13 protein-coding genes are annotated in these 15,752 nt (G+C 69.2%); 7 read left to right on the forward strand and 6 right to left on the reverse strand.

Annotated features, from left to right (window positions below; translation table 11 throughout):
• Positions 1-13: 13 nt before the first annotated feature.
• The 3 genes from EV672_RS08550 (at position 14) to EV672_RS08560 (ending at position 3,278) form a co-directional block, all read left to right on the forward strand.
• The gene (locus EV672_RS08550) at positions 14-472 is read left to right on the forward strand and encodes a (2Fe-2S)-binding protein (protein WP_133608274.1); all 459 of its coding nucleotides are present in this window, start codon (positions 14-16) and stop codon (positions 470-472) included.
• Between the two features lie 18 nt (positions 473-490).
• Positions 491-1,507, forward strand: a complete 1,017-nt coding sequence (locus EV672_RS08555; protein ID WP_133608276.1) for an XdhC family protein — start codon at positions 491-493, stop codon at positions 1,505-1,507.
• A 223-nt stretch (positions 1,508-1,730) separates the two neighbouring features.
• Positions 1,731-3,278 (forward strand): methyl-accepting chemotaxis protein, encoded by a 1,548-nt coding sequence (locus EV672_RS08560; RefSeq protein WP_133608278.1) that lies wholly within the window; start codon positions 1,731-1,733, stop codon positions 3,276-3,278.
• Positions 3,279-3,294: 16 nt separating this feature from the next.
• On the opposite strand, the gene EV672_RS08565 is transcribed toward EV672_RS08560, so the two are convergent.
• Positions 3,295-4,125, reverse strand: a complete 831-nt coding sequence (locus EV672_RS08565; RefSeq protein WP_133608280.1) for a M90 family metallopeptidase — start codon at positions 4,123-4,125, stop codon at positions 3,295-3,297.
• Positions 4,126-4,352: 227 nt separating this feature from the next.
• Here EV672_RS08565 and EV672_RS08570 point away from each other — a divergent pair, with 227 nt between their 5' ends.
• Entirely contained in the window at positions 4,353-6,566 is a 2,214-nt protein-coding gene (locus EV672_RS08570) for a putative bifunctional diguanylate cyclase/phosphodiesterase (protein WP_133608282.1), read from the forward strand.
• Between the two features lie 2 nt (positions 6,567-6,568).
• Here EV672_RS08570 and EV672_RS08575 read toward each other — a convergent pair whose 3' ends face one another.
• Both EV672_RS08575 and EV672_RS08580 read right to left on the reverse strand, forming a co-directional pair.
• Complete coding sequence (locus tag EV672_RS08575; protein ID WP_133608283.1) at positions 6,569-7,261, reverse strand: glutathione S-transferase family protein; 693 nt, start codon at positions 7,259-7,261, stop codon at positions 6,569-6,571.
• A gap of 40 nt (positions 7,262-7,301) precedes the next feature.
• Positions 7,302-7,934, reverse strand: coding sequence for a glutathione S-transferase family protein (locus EV672_RS08580; RefSeq protein WP_133608285.1), 633 nt, complete (start codon positions 7,932-7,934; stop codon positions 7,302-7,304).
• A gap of 131 nt (positions 7,935-8,065) precedes the next feature.
• Between EV672_RS08580 and EV672_RS08585 the strand changes: the two genes are divergently transcribed.
• Together EV672_RS08585 and EV672_RS08590 are read left to right on the forward strand one after the other, a co-directional pair.
• Complete coding sequence (locus EV672_RS08585; RefSeq protein ID WP_133608287.1) at positions 8,066-8,635, forward strand: exosortase/archaeosortase family protein; 570 nt, start codon at positions 8,066-8,068, stop codon at positions 8,633-8,635.
• Positions 8,625-9,266: a hypothetical protein gene (locus EV672_RS08590; RefSeq protein WP_133608289.1), complete on the forward strand. Its 642-nt coding sequence runs from the start codon at positions 8,625-8,627 to the stop codon at positions 9,264-9,266. Before EV672_RS08585 ends, EV672_RS08590 begins: the two co-directional genes overlap by 11 nt.
• Before the next feature lie 10 nt (positions 9,267-9,276).
• On the opposite strand, the gene EV672_RS08595 is transcribed toward EV672_RS08590, so the two are convergent.
• A complete protein-coding gene (locus EV672_RS08595) occupies positions 9,277-12,111 on the reverse strand; it encodes an IPTL-CTERM sorting domain-containing protein (protein ID WP_133608291.1) in 2,835 nt (944 codons plus the stop codon).
• Positions 12,112-12,349: 238 nt separating this feature from the next.
• On the opposite strand from EV672_RS08595, the gene EV672_RS08600 reads away from it, so the two are divergent.
• Positions 12,350-13,366, forward strand: coding sequence for a catalase family peroxidase (locus EV672_RS08600; protein ID WP_133608293.1), 1,017 nt, complete (start codon positions 12,350-12,352; stop codon positions 13,364-13,366).
• Between the two features lie 51 nt (positions 13,367-13,417).
• On the opposite strand, the gene EV672_RS08605 is transcribed toward EV672_RS08600, so the two are convergent.
• Together EV672_RS08605 and EV672_RS08610 are read right to left on the reverse strand one after the other, a co-directional pair.
• Positions 13,418-14,461, reverse strand: a complete 1,044-nt coding sequence (locus EV672_RS08605; RefSeq protein ID WP_133608295.1) for a serine/threonine protein kinase — start codon at positions 14,459-14,461, stop codon at positions 13,418-13,420.
• Positions 14,462-14,511: 50 nt separating this feature from the next.
• A complete protein-coding gene (locus tag EV672_RS08610; RefSeq protein WP_133608297.1) occupies positions 14,512-15,744 on the reverse strand; it encodes an EAL and HDOD domain-containing protein in 1,233 nt (410 codons plus the stop codon).
• Between the last annotated feature and the right edge of the window lie 8 nt (positions 15,745-15,752).

The raw sequence follows: 15,752 nt of genomic DNA on the forward strand, positions 1-15,752 counted from the left end.
GGAGATTGACCCCATGACCACCCAGAATTTCAGCGTCAACGGCAAGCCCGTCTCGGTGGACGCCCCCAATGACATGGCCCTGCTGTGGGTGCTGCGCGACAAGTTGGGCATCACCGGCCCCAAGTACGGCTGCGGCATCAACGTGTGCAAGGCCTGCACTTGCAACGTCAACGGCAAGGCCTTCACGCCGTGCTCGACCCCGGTCTCGGCCGTCAGCGGCAAGAACATCACCACCATCGAAGGCCTGGCCGCCGACGGCACGCTGCACCCGGTGCAACAAGCCTGGCTGGAGCTGGACGTGGCCCAGTGCGGCTACTGTCAGCCGGGCCAGATCATGGCAGCCGTGGCCTTGCTCAACCGCACCAAGACCCCGACCGATGCCGACATCGACGCCATCGACAACGTCTGCCGCTGCGGCACCTATGGCCGCATCCGCGCGGCCATCAAGCTCGCCGCATCGCGCATGCCCTGAACCGCGAGGTCAACGCCCATGGAAAGTCTCGACCAACAGGTGCTGGACGCCATGGGGCGTTGGCATGCACAAGGACATCGCTTTGCGCTGGTGACCGTGGCCCAGACCTGGGGGTCGGCGCCGCGCCAGCCCGGGGCTTGGCTGGCCTTGTGCGACGACGGGCGCGTGCAGGGCTCGGTGTCGGGTGGCTGCATCGAAGACGACCTCATCGAGCGCATGCGCTCAGGCACTTTGCGTGCGGCCGGTGCCGCGCCCACCTTGGTGACCTACGGCGGCACGCGCGAAGCTGCCCGCCGTTACGGCCTGCCCTGTGGCGGCACGCTCGCGCTGGTGGTGGAGCCCGAACCCGATCTCGCGTCCTTGCAGCAATTGCAGCAGGGCATCCTGGCCGGGCGGCTCATGCGACGGCGCGTGGACCTGCGCGGCGGCTCGGTCACGGTGGTTGACGCCGATGCCAGGCCCGAGGTGCAGTGGGATGGCGAAGTGCTGAGCACCACCCACGGGCCGCGCTGGCGTTTGCTCGTCATCGGGGCGGCGCAGACCGCACGTTTCCTGGTGCCCATCGCGCAATCGCTGGGATTTGCCGTGAGCGTGTGCGACCCGCGCCCGGAGTACCACTCCGAGTGGGATGTGCCCGACGCCCCCTGGCTGCCGGGCATGCCCGACGACGTGGTGCTGGCCATGCGGCCGGACCCGCACACCGCGGTGGTGGCGCTCACCCACGACCCCAAGCTCGACGACCTGGCCCTGATCGAGGCCCTGCGCTCTCCCGCTTACTACGTGGGTGCTTTGGGGTCGGTGGCCAACAACGAGGTGCGCCGCGCCCGCTTGTGCGAGCACTTCGAGCTCACCAAGGCCGAGGTGGACCGCCTCCACGGGCCCATCGGCCTGCCGATTGGCAGCCGCACGCCGCCTGAAATCGCCGTGGCCATCGCGGCCCAGATGGTGGCGGTCCGACACGGCGCGCGCGCGAACGCGCCGGCCGCCCAGGTCGCTTGGCCGGCCTCGCGCACGCCGGTGTGTCAAGCGGGTTGACGCGAGGGCGTGCATTTCTCACACGCCCAGTGATGCCTTTTGAGCAGGTCATCGGCCTGTCACGTGGATGTCATCTGGCCTGTTTTAACTGAGGTGTGCCGGCGCCATGCAGCAGGCATCCCTCCCGAGGTGTGCGGCGCGGTGCGCTCGAGGAGGCCGTGAGAACCCTCAGGGGGTGTGATCGCGCTGAAGCTTGCCGTCAGGCAGGGAAGAGACCGATCCGATGCCATTCGCGCAATCCTTGTCTTTGCGTGCCCGCCTGGGCGTGCTGGGCACCCTGGTGGTGCTGGCCCTGGTGGTCGTGGGGGCGGTCAGCGCCTACAGCCTGCGCCACCTCGCCCAGCAGTTCACCGATTTCCGCGACAAGGAATTCGCCCAGCAAGGCCAGCTCGTGCAGTTGCGCCAGCACCTGGGCAACATCCGCCGCTACGAAAAAGACGTGCTGCTCAGCATCGACGAGGTCGATGCGGCCAAGTCCTACCAGCTCAGGTGGGGCACGGCCATGCAAGGCGCGCGCGAGGTCCTGGGTGGGCTGGGCACCACGCAACACGCCGACGAAGCGGTGCGCATCCTCGCGCTGCTCAAGGACTACGAAGCGCGCGGGGGCGACATCCTCCAGCGCAGCATCAATGGGCAGATCGTCACTGCGACCGAGGCCAACCAGCTGATGGCACCGGCCAAAGAGGTGATGCGCCAGGCCGACCCGCTGGTCGAGGTCCTGGCCAAGGATTTGCAAGACGATGCCACCACGCGGGCGCAACAGGTGGGCGACATGGCCGCCACCTTGCTGTGGGTGATCCTGGGCGTGGCGGGGGCGACTTTGCTGATGTTCGTGCCGGCCACCTGGTGGACGGCGCTGTCCATCACCCGGCCGATCGGGCATGCCGTGGCGCTGGCCGATGGCATCGCGGCGGGTGACCTGTCGCAGCGCATCGAGGTCCAGGGCTCAGACGAGGTCGCCGCCCTGATGCGCTCGCTGGCCAGCATGCAGGCCAATTTGCGCGACGTCGTGACCCGCGTGAAATCGGCGGGCGATGCCATCCTGGCGGCCAGCAGCGAGGTGGCCCACGGCAGCCTCGACCTCTCCAACCGCACCGAGCGGGCCGCGGCCGAGCTGCAGCGCACCGCCTCGGGCATGCAGGAGCTGGCCACCATCGTGCAGGCCTCGCGCACCGAGTCCCAGGAAGTGTCGCGCCTGGGCTCGCAGACGCTGAGCTCGGCCCGCCAGGGCGACCAGATCGTCCACCAGGTGGTCACCCACATGGGCGAGATCGAGGGCGGTTCGCGCCAGATCGCGCAGGCCGTGGGCCTGATCGACCAGGTGGCCTTCCAGACCAACCTGCTGGCGCTCAATGCCGCGGTCGAGGCCGCGCGGGCCGGCGAGCAGGGCAAGGGCTTTGCCGTCGTGGCCGCCGAAGTGCGCCAACTGGCGCAGACTTCGGCCGAAGCGGCCCGCGAGATCTCCCAGGTCATCCGCACCTCCACCCAGCAGGTCGCGCAGGGCAGCACGCTGGTGCAGGCCGCGCGCGCCGAGATGCAGGACGTGCTCAGCTCGGTCGATCAGGTGGCCGACAAGATGTCGGGCATGAGCGAGCGCATCGGCGTGCAGTCCGAGGAGATTTCGCGCATCGCCGAGGCCATCCAGGAGCTGGACGCCTGGACCCAGGAGAACGCCGCCCTGGTCGAAGAGTCCTCGGCGGCCGCGGCCTCGCTGCGCCAGCAGGCCCAGGCGCTCACGGCGGTGATCGAACGCTTCCGTTTGACGGCTTGAAGGCCGGCCCACCACCTCACCAGCTCGCCGGGTGCAGCCGGTAAAAACGGCTGAGCTCCCGGTACAGCGCGGGGTGCTCGACCGACAGCGCCCGTGGCCGCTCGAAAAACACCTCGGTGACGACGGCGAAGAATTCCGCCGGGTCGGTGGCGCCATAGGGGTCGAGGAAGGGCGCGGGGCCACCCGCGTCCATGGCGTCGGTGGCATCACAGAGGTCGTCGTAAGCCGACTGCATCACCTCCGACCACGCCGCGTAGCGCTCGGCCTGGCCCAGGTCGGGCGCGCCGTTCGTCAGGCCGGTTTGCGAGTCCAGCTGGTGCGCGAATTCGTGGATGACGACGTTCCAGCCATCGTGCGGATCGGCCGCGCCACGCAAGGTGTCGTCCCAGGCGAGGATGACCTGGCCTTGGCTCCACGATTCACCCGAGCGCAGGTCGCGCCGCGACTGCACCACGCCCGCGCCGTCCACCTGCTCGTGTGCGACGAGGAAGGCGCTGGGGTAAACGAGGATTTGCCGCAGCGCGGGGTAGTAATCGCCCGGGCGGTTCAGCAGCAGCAGGCAGGCTTGCGCGGCGATGGTGACGCGCACCTCGTCGGTGATGGCCTGGCCCTTGCAACCGATGAAGGCCTTTTCGGCCAGGAAGACCTGGATGTGTTTCTTGAGCTGCAGCTGCAGGTCGGCCGGCAGCAGGGCGACGCCGGGCACGCGCCGGCGCAGGATGCGCCGCCACTCGGGCGGGAAGGCATCGGCCTGGGCCTTCCCGCGCCGCCAGGCCACCCAGCGCGGCTGGCCGATGAACCAGGCCACCAGCAGCAGGGCGAGGAGGGTGACGATGAGGATGGGCAAGGTGACGCGGCCTGTTCGGCCAGTGCAGTGCGACTTGGGCGCAATTGTGGGCCGGGGCGGTGGATTTCAAGGCCGCGCCAAGGGGCAGGGGCGCTGCCACCTGCTGGTGCGGGCAAGCACCCGGGCCAAGACGCGCCAATTCGGCGCATTCTGTCGGCGGCCCGCCCCTAAAATTCGCCGGATGTTCCTTCACCGTTGAATGCATCACGCATTCCGAGGCCGATCTCATGTCCGTTGTCCAGCCCGTCCCCGAGGACGATGAAGCCCAGCGCCTGCGCGCGCTGCAAAGCTATGCCGTGCTGGACACCGGTGCCGAACAAGCCTACGACGACCTCACCGCCCTGGCCGCGCAGGTGCTGGGCGTGCCGATCGCGTTGGTCAGCCTGATCGACAGCGACCGCCAGTGGTTCAAGTCCAGGGTCGGGCTGGACGTCTGTGAGACGCCGCGCTCCCAGGCGTTTTGCGACCATGCCATCCGCGGCCACGGCGTCATGGTCGTGCCCGACGCGACGCTGGACCCGCGCTTTGCCGACAACCCCCTCGTCACCGGCGACCCGCGCATCCGCTTCTACGCCGGCGCACCTTTGCTCAACCCCGACGGCGAGGCCTTGGGCACGCTGTGCATCATCGACCGCCAGCCCCGTGAGTTCGGTGAACACCAGCGCGCCACCCTGGCCATGCTGTCGCGCCAGGTCATGGCCCAGCTGGAGCTGCGCAAGCGCCATGCCGCCTTGTCGGTGGCGCTCGACAGCCTGCAGCGCCACACCCAGCTGCTCGACAACCTCTCGCGCCACGTGCCGGGCGTCATCTACCAGTACCGGCTCTTCCCCGACGGGCGCTCCTGCTTCCCCTACGCCAGCCAGGGGCTGTGGGACATCTACGAGGTTCGGCTCGACGAGGTTGCCACCGATGCGGGCCTGGTGTACCAACGGCTGCACCCGCAGGACCGCGAGGGCGTGGCGCTGTCCATCCAGGCCTCGGCCTTGACGCTGCAGCCCTGGCGGCACGAGTACCGCGTCGTCTTGCCGCAGCAGGGCGAGCGTTGGCGCCAGGGCAATGCCCAGCCCGAGCGCCTGGCCGATGGCAGCGTGCTGTGGCACGGCTTCATCACCGACATCACCGAGCGCAAGCGCATCGAGGACGTCACCCACCGCCTGGCCTATTTCGATGCGCTCACCGGCCTGCCCAACCGCCGCCTGCTGATCGACCGGCTGGAGCACGCCCTGGGCAGCCAGCAGCGCTCAGGCCAGAAGGGCGCGCTGTTTTTCATCGACCTGGACAACTTCAAGCACATCAACGACGCCCGCGGCCACTCGGTCGGTGACGCGCTGCTGCAGCAGGTGGCCCTGCGCCTGGGCGGCCTGCTGCGCCACGACGACACGGTGGCCCGGCTGGGCGGCGACGAGTTCGTCGTGCAGATCGGCAACCTGGGCACCGACACCGAAGGCGCTGCCCGCCAGGCCCTTGCCGTGGCCGAGAAGGTGCGCGAGGTGCTGGAGAGCCGCTACGACATCGACGGCTTCTCCTACAACAGCTCGGGCAGCATCGGCATCACCCTGTTCCCGCGCGGCCACGAGGGCGTGGACGACCTGCTGCGCGAGGCCGACACGGCCATGTACCGCGCCAAGGCGGGCGGGCGCAACCGCATCGAGTTTTTCGAGGCGGGCATGCAGACCGAGGTCGAGGAGCGCCTGGCCATCGAGCACGACATGCAGGACGGCATCGAGCGCGGCCAGTTCGACCTGCACATCCAGCCCCAGGTCGATGCCAGTGGCGCGGTCGTGGGTGGCGAGCTGCTGATGCGCTGGACCCACCCGGTGCGCGGCGCCGTGCCGCCCAACCAGTTCATCCCGCTGGCCGAGGAGTCCGCGCTGATCCTGCGCCTGGGCGACCTCGTGCTGCAGCGCGCCTGCGAGGCCCTGGCCCAGTTGCAGCGCCAGGGCTTGCGCCTGGACCTGTCGGTCAACGTCAGCCCGCGCCAGTTCCGCCGCGCCGATTTCGTGGACCGCGTGCGCGAGGCCCTGACGCGCGCCGGTGCGCGGGCCGAGGGCCTGATCCTGGAGGTCACCGAAGGGCTGTTGATCGACAACTGGGCCGACACCGTCTCGCGCATGGACGAGCTGGTGGCCCTGGGCCTGCGCTTTTCTATTGACGATTTTGGCACGGGCTATTCCAGCCTGGCTTATCTGAAGAAGCTGCCGCTCTATGAGCTGAAGATCGACCGCACCTTCGTGCGTGACACGCCCGACGACCCCAACGACACGGCCATCGTCGAGGCGATTTTGTCGGTGTCCAAGCACCTGGGTCTGCGCGTGGTGGCCGAGGGTGTGGAGACGGCCGAGCAGGCCGACTTCCTGCGCAGCCGCGGCTGCGACTGCCTGCAGGGCTATTTCTATGGGCGCCCCGAACCGCTGGCGGCCTGGCTGGCGCGCCAGGGCTGAGCTCAGCGCTGCACCATCTTCTGTGCCTGGCGGATGAAGGCCTCGGTGTCTTCGCGCTTGTCGGCGTTGTCCACGAGGCTGTCCACCTTCATGGGCACTTCCACGCCCTTGCGGCAGGCCGGGCGCGCCTTCATGGCGTCCAGCCAGCGCTGCAGGTGCGTCAGCCCCTCCACCGACACGCCCGACCAGCGGTGCGTGCGCACCCAGCACCAGTGGGCGATGTCGGCGATGGAGTAGTCGCCGGCCAGCCATTCTTCCTTGGCCAGTTGCCCGTCCAGCACCTCGAAGAGCCGGCGCGACTCGTTCTGGTAGCGGTCGATGGCGGGCTGGATCTTCTCGGGGAAGTAGCGGTAGAACACATTGGCCTGGCCCATCATCGGGCCCACGCCACCCATCTGGAACATCAGCCACTGGATGACGCGCGAGCGGCCCTTGGCATCAGAAGGCATCAGCCGGCCGGTTTTCTCGGCGAGGTAGATGAGGATGGCGCCGGACTCGAACACGGCGAAGTCATCGGCCTCGCGGTCCACGATGGTCGGGATGCGGCCATTCGGGTTGAGCGCCAGGTACCACGGCTGCTTCTGCTCGTTTTGGCCCAGGTCGATGGGGTGCACCGTGTAGGGCAGGCCCAGCTCTTCGAGGGCGACGGAGGCCTTCCAGCCATTGGGCGTGGCGGCGGTGTAGAGGTCGATCATGGGGTGTCCTTGTCGGCGGGCCGTGGCGATGTGGCTGCCATCATGCGGCAATGCTGGGGCGGCTGGCGAGGGCCTCGCGCCAGCGGCGGATGTTCGGGTGCGTTTCGACGGGCTTGAGGCGCACCACGCGGGCGAAGTCCACCATGACGACGGCGGTGATGTCGGCGATGCTGAAACGCTCGGTGGCGATGAAGTCGCGCTCGGCCAGGTGGGCGTCGAGCACGTCGAAGAAGCGTTGGGCGCGCGCCAGGCCGCGTTGCGCCAGTTCGGGGATCTGGTCCACCGCGGCGGGGCCGGTCAGTGCACGGCCCTTCATGGCCGGGGCGCTGTTGCGCAAGGCTTCGGCGATGGCCAGCAGGCCTTCGAATTCGGTGCGGCTGTTCCAGCTGGCGATCTCCGCTTTTTCCAGCGGCGTGCGGCCCATCAGCGCGGGTTCGGGGTGGGCGGCTTCGGCCCAGGCGGCGATCGCGGCGTTGTCGGGCAGCACGGTGTCATCGTCGAGCTGCAGCGCGGGCACGGTGCACTGCGGGTTGAGCGCGCGGAAGGCATCGCCCAGGTGCTCACCCGTCATCAGGTTGACCTGCACGTTCTGGCACGCGATGCCTTTTTCCGCCAGCAGGATGCGGGCGCGGCGTGGGCTGGGGGCCATGGTGAAGTCGTAGAGCGTGGGCATGCGGGGCGTCCTTCAAGGGCAGGGGGTCGGCGCATCTTGCACGAAGGCCGCGGTCATCGCCTCCGGGCCTGCCCTGGGGTGAACGCGGCTTGTCATCACCGGGTCAAGCGCGTGGGCCATAAGGCTCACCCATGACGGACGAAGCACTTTCTCAGGCGCAGCCCCCGCGTGCGCCCATCTGGCGCGTGGCCCTGGTGTTCCTGCTGGCCCTGGCGGCGCTGCAGGGGGGCTGGTCGGCCTTGCGGGGCTCGGCGGCCGAGCGCGCCGTGATCGACCAGGCCACCGTGGGCACGGCCGTGGCCCTGGTCAACCGACTCACGCCCGAGGTGGCCGCGCAGGCCAAGGGCTCGCGCATCCAGGCGGCGGGTGGCGGCATCAACGTGCTCAATGGCTGTGAGGGCACCGAGGTGCTGTTCCTGCTGTGGGCGGCGCTGCTGGCGGCACCGCTGTCGTGGCGCTGGCGCCTGCAGGGCGCCTTGCTGGGGGCGCTGTGGGTGTTTGCGCTCAACCAATTGCGCCTGCTGGCCCTGTTTTACAGCTACCGCGATGACCGGCCCCTGTTCAACCTGCTGCACGGCCTGGTGGCACCGGGGCTGCTGGTGGCGGCCACGCTGCTGTTCGTGGCCTGGGTGTACCGCCGGCACGACGCGTCGCAGCGCCTGGCGATGCCCGGTGGGGCAGGGGGCTTGGATGCGGCCTGAGCCGACGGCGGCGGCCTCGGTGGTGGTGACCTTCGCCTGGCGCTTCGCCCTGTGCCTGGGGCTGGTGCTGGCGGCCACGCTGCGCTGGGGGCAGGCGCTGGCCGAGGCCCTGCTGCCGCTCATCGCCGCCGAGATCAACCTGCTGGACAACACCTACCGCATCGTGTCGCTCGAAGTGGTTCAGCGTGGTGGCGAGGAACTCATCCGCATCGTCGTGACGCTGGCGCGCTGCGTGGTCCTGCCCGATAGCGCGCACTGCGCGGACCCGCGCGCCCAGGCCCAGGCCACAACCTTGTTGGGTCACCTCACCCTGCCGCCGGCCTTGGCTGTGGCCGCCGTGCTGGCCTGGCCGCCTGCCTCGTGGCGAGAAGCCTTGTTGCGTTTGCCGCTCTTGCTGGTGGGGTTGCTGCTGCTGCTGGCGCTCGATGTGCCCATGGTGCTGTGGGCCTCGCTCTGGCAGCTGCACGTTGAGGCCTTCGCGCCGGGCTTGTTCTCGCCCCTGCTGCTCTGGCTGGACTTCGTGCAAAGCGGCGGGCGCATGGCCCTGGGCCTGGTCTGCGCCGCGGCGGTGTTGGCGCTGGCCCGCGCCCTGGCCGGGCGTGGCCAGGTGCGCCGTGGCGTGGGCGGCTGACACCCGCCGATCAGCGACCCTGACCTTTGTCTTTGCCTTGGCGTTGCCACCACGCCTGCGCGCCCAGCAACACCGACAAGAGCAGTGCGGCCCATTCCGGCAGGGTGGGCACATCGCCGTCAGAGGGCTCAGCGGCGGCGCTGACAACGGTGGCGGGCACCGTGCTGGAGTTGCTCGCCAGGTTGTTGGCATCGCCCGCGTAGCTGGCACTCAGGCTGTGGTTGCCTGCCGCCAGGGTGCTGATGGTCAGGCTGGCCGTGCCGTTGCTCAGGGTTGCGCTGCCCAGGGGGGTGCTGCCGTCCAGGAAGGTCACGCTGCCGCCGGGCTGGAAGCCGGCCACCGTGACCGTCAGCGTCACCGCCTGACCGGCCGTGGTCTGGGTGGGTGACACGCTCAGCGCCGTGCTCGTGCTGCTGGCGTTGACGCCCACCGGGGTGCTGGACGAAGTGCTGGGCGCGTTGCCCGCATCGCCCGAGTAGGCCGCGCTGATGCTGTGCGAGCCCACGGCGAGCTGGTTGGTGCTGAGCGTGGCCACGCCATTGCCGACCGCCACCGGTGCGCCCAGGTTGGTGGCGCCATCCATGAACTGCACGGTGCCCGTGGGGGCGTTGCCAGCCACGCTGGCCGTCAGCGTCACGGCCTGGCCCACGGTGGCGAGGGTGGGCGTGGCGCTCAGGCTGGAGGTGCTGACCATCAGCACCGACACGGTCGAGGCCGGCGAGCTGCTGGGCTGGTGGGTCTTGTCGCCCGAATACACGGCCGCCAGGCTGTGGCTGCCGACGCCCAGGTCGGTGGTGCTCAAGGTGGCCGTGCCGTTGCTCAGGGCCACGGCCGTGCCGAGGTTGCTGCCATTGTCGGTGAACTGCACGGTGCCTGTGGCGCCCGCACCCGTCACGGTGGCGGTGAGGGTCAAGCTCTGGCCGACGCTCAGGCTGCTGGCCGAGGCGCTCAAGGCCGTGCTGGTGGCGGGCAGGGTGTCGGTGTAGCTGTTGACGAAGACCGCCCCGTTGACGCTGCCCAGGCCCGTGACCTGGTTGTAGCGCGGCGCGCTGGTGCTGGCCGAGAAGCCCGTCACGCCGGGCACGCTGTTGTTGCCCGAGGTGATGAGGTTGTAGTAGGCCTTGCCGGTGCTGGCCTGCAGGTTGGCCAGGCCGTAAAGCGTCGGGTTGATGTTGCCCAGGCGGTAGCCGGTTTTTTGCCCGACCAGTGCCAGGATGCCGGCCAGGGCGGGCGCCGAGGCCGAGGTGCCGCCCACGACATAGGTGGTGGGCGTGCGGCTGGCGTTGTCGCTGGAAGTGACGAGGTAGCCCACGCGGCTCGATGCGTTCAGCGACACATCGGGCACGTCGCGCCTGCCATCGGCGGGCACGCCCACCGTGTTCTGCCAGCTGGGTTTGGTGAAGCGCGTGCTGGCGCCGCCCCCCGACGACCACAGGCCCGAGCCGCCGTTGGTGCCGCTTTCGTTCCACGCTACTTCCGGGATGTAAGAGAGGGCCGAGGCGCCGCCCGCATCGTTGCTGCCCGACCACCACGTCGAGGGGCTGGCCGTGTCGTTGAACTGGGTGCCGCCCACGCAGGTGCTGTGCTGCGAGGTGCACATGCCGTTGACGCCCAGGCCCCGCGTGGCCGTGGTGGCGTTGGCGAGGTCGCAGCCGGCCGCACCGCTGTCGCCCGAAGACACGACCACCGTCTGGCCTTGGGCCGCGGCCTGCTGCCAGAGGTTGTTGAAGAAATTGACGCTGCTGACGCCCATGAGGGCTTCGCACAGGCCGTAGCTGACGGTGATGACGTCACCGATGTTGTTGTTGACCGCGTACTGGGCCGACAGCGTGATGCCGTCGCTCGTGGTGGTGCTGGCCGTGGTGACGAATTTCACCGTGGCTTGGGTGGCGACCGCGCCGGCCCACTCCACGTCCAGGTTGGATTCGAGTTCGTCGCCCGTCACGAAACCCGGTGCCGTGCCGCCGTTGACGATTTGCGGCGGGTTGCTGGGCAGGGCCATGCTGTTGCGGAACTGGGTGACATCGCTCAGGGCGATGTTGCTGCGTCCGATGACCGCGATGGTGCGGCCGCTGCCGTTGAGGCCTTGCGCCAGCACCGACTTGAGGTTGTAGATGGTGTGGAAGTCGCCGGCGGCGAGGTAGTGCGCATTGCCGTAGGTGGCCAGCGGCGTGGCCAGGTGCTGCGGCTCGCTGCGGAAGTCGTGCAGCGAGGCGATGCCCGCGACGACTTCGGCCAGCGCCGCGGGCAGCTGCACCGGGTCGGCGTGGGCGATGTGGCGTTGGCGATCGCCGCGCTCGTAGTAGCGCAGCTTGACGCCGAAAGCCTCCCGCACCTGCCGGGCGTTGCCGCTGAACACGATGCTGCGCCGACCAGCGCTGACCTCGTCAACGCGGAAGCCCTGCTGGGTCAGCCACGCGGTGATGGCGTCGATGTCGGCCTGGGCCACGCCGAAACGCTCAGCGAAGGCCTGCGGGCTCAGCCACTGACGGTGATCGGGCGAGTTCGGATCCTGCTGGGCCTGCTGCAGGGCCGCGAGGGCCTGTTCCTGTGCCGCGCTGGCCTGCAGCACCAGCACCATCTGTTCCAGGCGCAGGGTGTCGTCCACCGCACCACGGTCGTCCTGGGCGCGGGCGCGCGGGTGGGCGCTGCCCGGCACGGTGATGCGTTCGTCGTTGCGCACCTCGCGCAGCACGCGCGGCATGGCCAGCATGCTGTTTTCGGCGGCGCGTGCCAGCCCGGTGCCACCCACGGCCACGATGAGCAGGCCCCAGCTCAGCCAGGTGAGACCGCGGCGTGCTTGCTGGCGGGTCAGGGGCGCTTCGGGGTGAGACGTGTGGGGCATGGTGGGCGGTGGTCGGTCAAGGGGATGGGGCGTGCGCTTCACGCACCACGCGTCACGCCAACCAGAGACCTTAGCGAGTGGGCAAGTACGTCTGGTGAGCGGGCCTGATCCGATCCGATCAACCGGATCCGGGGGGCATGGAAGGCCTGCCGTTAAGCCCCTGCGTGGGCAAGGGCTTCGTCCCCCGTTCGGAGCCCATGTCGCTTACAAGGACACACCCACTACAAAAAGGATGCCCATGACGCAATACCTGTCCTTGTCTCTGTTGAGCGGCGCTGTGACCGCTGCCGTCGTCGCTTGGCTGCCCATGTCGGCCGCCCATGCACAAATGAGCACCCCTGCCGAGCAGGTTGACGCCCTGGAGGCGCTGGCCGGCAAGCAGCCTGGCATGCGGCGCTCAGGCGCCAAGGGCATTTGCGCCAGTGGCCACTTCACGGGCAATGCCGTGGGCCGCGCGCTGTCCAGCGCATCGGTGTTCTCGGGCGCGAAGGTGCCGGTGGTGGCGCGCTTCTCGGTCGGTGGCGGCAACCCCAAGGCCAGCGACAAAGGCAAGACAGCGCGCGGCCTGGCGCTGCAGTTCATGCTGCCCAAGGGCGAGCAGTGGATGATGGCCAACATTTCGGCGCCGGTGTTCTTCGTGGCCCGCCTGGAGGACTTCGTGCCCTTCGTGCAGGCCCGCGTCAACGACCCGGCCACCGGCAAGCCTGACCCGGTCAAGCTGAAGGCCTACAACGACGCCCACCCCGAGAGCCTGCGCCAGGGTGCTTTCCTGGCCAAGGCGGCCGTGCCGGCCAGCTATGCCAGCGCGCAGTACTGGGGCGTGAACGCTTTTGAACTCGTCAATGCCAAGGGCCAGAGCCAGTTCGTGCGTTGGCAGTTCGTGCCTTCGGCCGGTGTGGTGGGCCTGAGCGAAGAGCAGCTCAAGACCCTGCCCGACCAGTTCCTGTTCGACGAGCTGCGCAAGCGCGTGGCCGAGGCGCCGGTGTCCTTCGACTTCAAGCTGCAACTGGCCCAGGCCGGTGACACCCTGGTGGACCCGACCCAGGTCTGGCCCGAGAGCCGCACCGTGGTGCCCGCTGGCACGCTGGTGATCGACAAGGTCGAAGCGGACATGGGCGGTGCCTGCGACAAGATCACCTTCAACCCGCTGGTGCTGCCCAAGGGCATCAAGGCCTCGGCCGACCCCATCCTGGGCGCACGTCCTGCGTCCTACGGTGTGTCGCTGGGCCGCCGCCTGGGTGAAGCTGCCAAGTGAGTCGCAAAGCGAGCGGTGACTTGATCTGAGCGCAGCAGCAGGGCCTGCTGCTCAGCGGTCGCCACCGTGCGCATCACCGCTTTGCAGCAGGTCGATCTGCTGGCGCAGCAGGCCGGTTTGCTGGCCCCAGTAGCTGCCCGATTCGAACCAGGGGAAGGCGGCCGGGAAGGCCGGGTCCGACCAGCGGCGCGCCAGCCAGGCGCTGTGGTGCACCAGGCGCAAGGTGCGCAGGGGCTCGATGAGGGCCAGCTCGCGCCAGTCGAAATCGGCCACGGACTCGTAGCCGTCCATCAGCGCGCCCAGCTGCACCTGGCGCTCCTGCGGGTCACCGCTGACCAGCATCCACAGGTCTTGCACGGCCGGCGCCATGCAGGCGTCGTCCAGGTCCACGAAGTGCGGGCCTTCGGGCGTCCACAGCACGTTGCCGGGGTGGCAGTCGCCATGGGTGCGGCGCCAGCGCAGGCCGTCGATGCGGTCGAACGCCGCTTGCGCCAGATCGAGGGCCTGGTCGGCCGTGGACAGCCAGGTCGAGCGCTGGTCCAGCGGGATGGCCTCGTTGTCTGACAGCCACTGCCGCGCGGCACGGCCCATCTGGGTGACGTCCAGGCGCGCACGGTGCACGAACGGTCGGCGCGCGCCGACCGCGTGCAGCCGGGCCAGGAAGCGGCCCAGCCAGCGCAGCACTTCGGGGTCGTCGAGTTCGGGCGAGCGCCCACCGCGGCGCGGGCTGACCGAGAGACGGTGGCCGCCAAAGTGGCCCAGGGTGGGTGGGGTGCCGCAGACCGAGGCCGTGCCGCGGGCCAGGGCTGCATCCACCGTCAGCGTGATGGGCGGCACGGCGGGCACTTCTGCATCGGCCAGCTCTTGCGCGAAGGCGTGCTCTTCGAGGATTTGCGCGTCGCTCCAGCGGCCGGGCCGGTAAAACTTGGCGACGACGAAGCCGCCATCCTGCAGGCCGACCTGGAAGACGCGGTTCTCGTAGGAATTGAGGGTCAGCAGGCGGCCGTCCACCCCTTGCCCGAGCGCCTCCAGGGCGTCGAGCGTGAGGTCGGGGGTGAGGTCGCCGTAGGGCTGGCTGGGCAGGTCAGGGTGCATGCGGCATCTTACGACCCGCTGGGGCTTGGGGCGACCTGCCCCGGGCGCCGTCAGTCCAGCTGCGCGGCGGACTGCATGGCCTTGAGCAGGGCCGCGTTGATGTCGTCGAAGCCCATCATCAGGCCTTCGGCCGCTTCCTGGATCTCGAAGCGGTCGCTGCCCTCCATGGCCTGCACGAGCTTGAAGTAGGGCTCGTAGGGGCCGGTGCGTTCGGCCAGGGCCTGGAAGACGCGCTCGGGCACAGGGATGGTTTTCAGCAGCTCGCTGAAGGGCTGGCGGAACATGCGGTCGAGCAGCGAGAACACCCCGCAGATGAACAGCTCGTTGCGCATGTCGTCGTCACCGCTGACGCGGGCCAGCTCTTCCATGAACATGCCACGGCGCACGGCGGCGAACATCACCGGCTTCATGTTCGGGTCTTTGGAGGCGGTGGCCAGCAGCAGGGCCAGCCAGCGCTTGAGGCGCTGGTAGCCCAGGATCATGATGGCGTGGCGGAAGGAGCTGATCTCCACCGACAGTCCGAAGGCCGGCGAGTTGATGTAGCGCATCAGCTTGTAGGCCAGCGGCGGATCGCGCTTGAGGGTGTGCTCCAGCACCTCGATGTCTTCCTGGCGGTGCACCTGGTCAATGAGCATCACGATGACCTGCAGCGCGGGCTGGTCGGCGGGCTTGCCGGACTCCTGGATGACGTCGTCGATGGGCCAGCCCAGCACGGCGGTGGCGCCGCTGCGGAAGGCGTTTTCCATCTCGCCGATGGTGCGCACGCCGGCCTGGATGCTGGTGATGCTGCGTGTGTTGCCGGCACCTGACACGGCACCGGACACGGCGCCTGGCGGGGCGCTGTGCGCCTCCTGGTGGGGATCGTTGCGGCGGTCATCGGCGTAGTCGATGATGGACTGTTTGAAGCAGGGCAGCACGGCGCGGGGCAGCGCCTGCAGGGGGCGGTCCTTGAGCAGCAGGGTGTTGCCGTTGGCGTGCAGGGTGCACAGGGCATCGACGTTGGCTTCGTCGCAAGCCATGAAGGCGGGGATTTCCAGCAGGATGTGGCTGCCGGGCTGGGCGCGCATCAGGTCTTGCAGCAGACCTTCGCTGGCCACGTTCAACCACAGCGCCTGGCCGCCCACGGGCCAGGCCTCGGCCAGGGCTTGCAGCAGCAGGCTGGCGTCGAGTTGCGCGCTTTGCTGCAGCGGCCACACGGTCAGGCGGGTCGCCGCGACACTGCGGTTGCGGTCGATGACGGGGCTGTAGGCGAGGGCGGTCTGCCCCAGGATGGCGTGGTCCATGCGTTTGT

Source organism: Aquabacterium commune (assembly GCF_004362855.1).
Taxonomy (GTDB): domain Bacteria; phylum Pseudomonadota; class Gammaproteobacteria; order Burkholderiales; family Burkholderiaceae_C; genus Aquabacterium; species Aquabacterium commune.

Coding starts and splice junctions, on each gene's coding strand:
- EV672_RS08585 (WP_133608287.1), top strand. CDS start 8,066: ATGACGGACGAAGCACTTTCTCAGGCGCAGCCCCCGCGTGCGCCCATC.
- EV672_RS08550 (WP_133608274.1), top strand. CDS start 14: ATGACCACCCAGAATTTCAGCGTCAACGGCAAGCCCGTCTCGGTGGAC.
- EV672_RS08570 (WP_133608282.1), top strand. CDS start 4,353: ATGTCCGTTGTCCAGCCCGTCCCCGAGGACGATGAAGCCCAGCGCCTG.
- EV672_RS08555 (WP_133608276.1), top strand. CDS start 491: ATGGAAAGTCTCGACCAACAGGTGCTGGACGCCATGGGGCGTTGGCAT.
- EV672_RS08590 (WP_133608289.1), top strand. CDS start 8,625: ATGCGGCCTGAGCCGACGGCGGCGGCCTCGGTGGTGGTGACCTTCGCC.
- EV672_RS08600 (WP_133608293.1), top strand. CDS start 12,350: ATGACGCAATACCTGTCCTTGTCTCTGTTGAGCGGCGCTGTGACCGCT.
- EV672_RS08575 (WP_133608283.1), bottom strand. CDS start 7,261: ATGATCGACCTCTACACCGCCGCCACGCCCAATGGCTGGAAGGCCTCC.
- EV672_RS08560 (WP_133608278.1), top strand. CDS start 1,731: ATGCCATTCGCGCAATCCTTGTCTTTGCGTGCCCGCCTGGGCGTGCTG.
- EV672_RS08605 (WP_133608295.1), bottom strand. CDS start 14,461: ATGCACCCTGACCTGCCCAGCCAGCCCTACGGCGACCTCACCCCCGAC.
- EV672_RS08610 (WP_133608297.1), bottom strand. CDS start 15,744: ATGGACCACGCCATCCTGGGGCAGACCGCCCTCGCCTACAGCCCCGTC.
- EV672_RS08595 (WP_133608291.1), bottom strand. CDS start 12,111: ATGCCCCACACGTCTCACCCCGAAGCGCCCCTGACCCGCCAGCAAGCA.
- EV672_RS08580 (WP_133608285.1), bottom strand. CDS start 7,934: ATGCCCACGCTCTACGACTTCACCATGGCCCCCAGCCCACGCCGCGCC.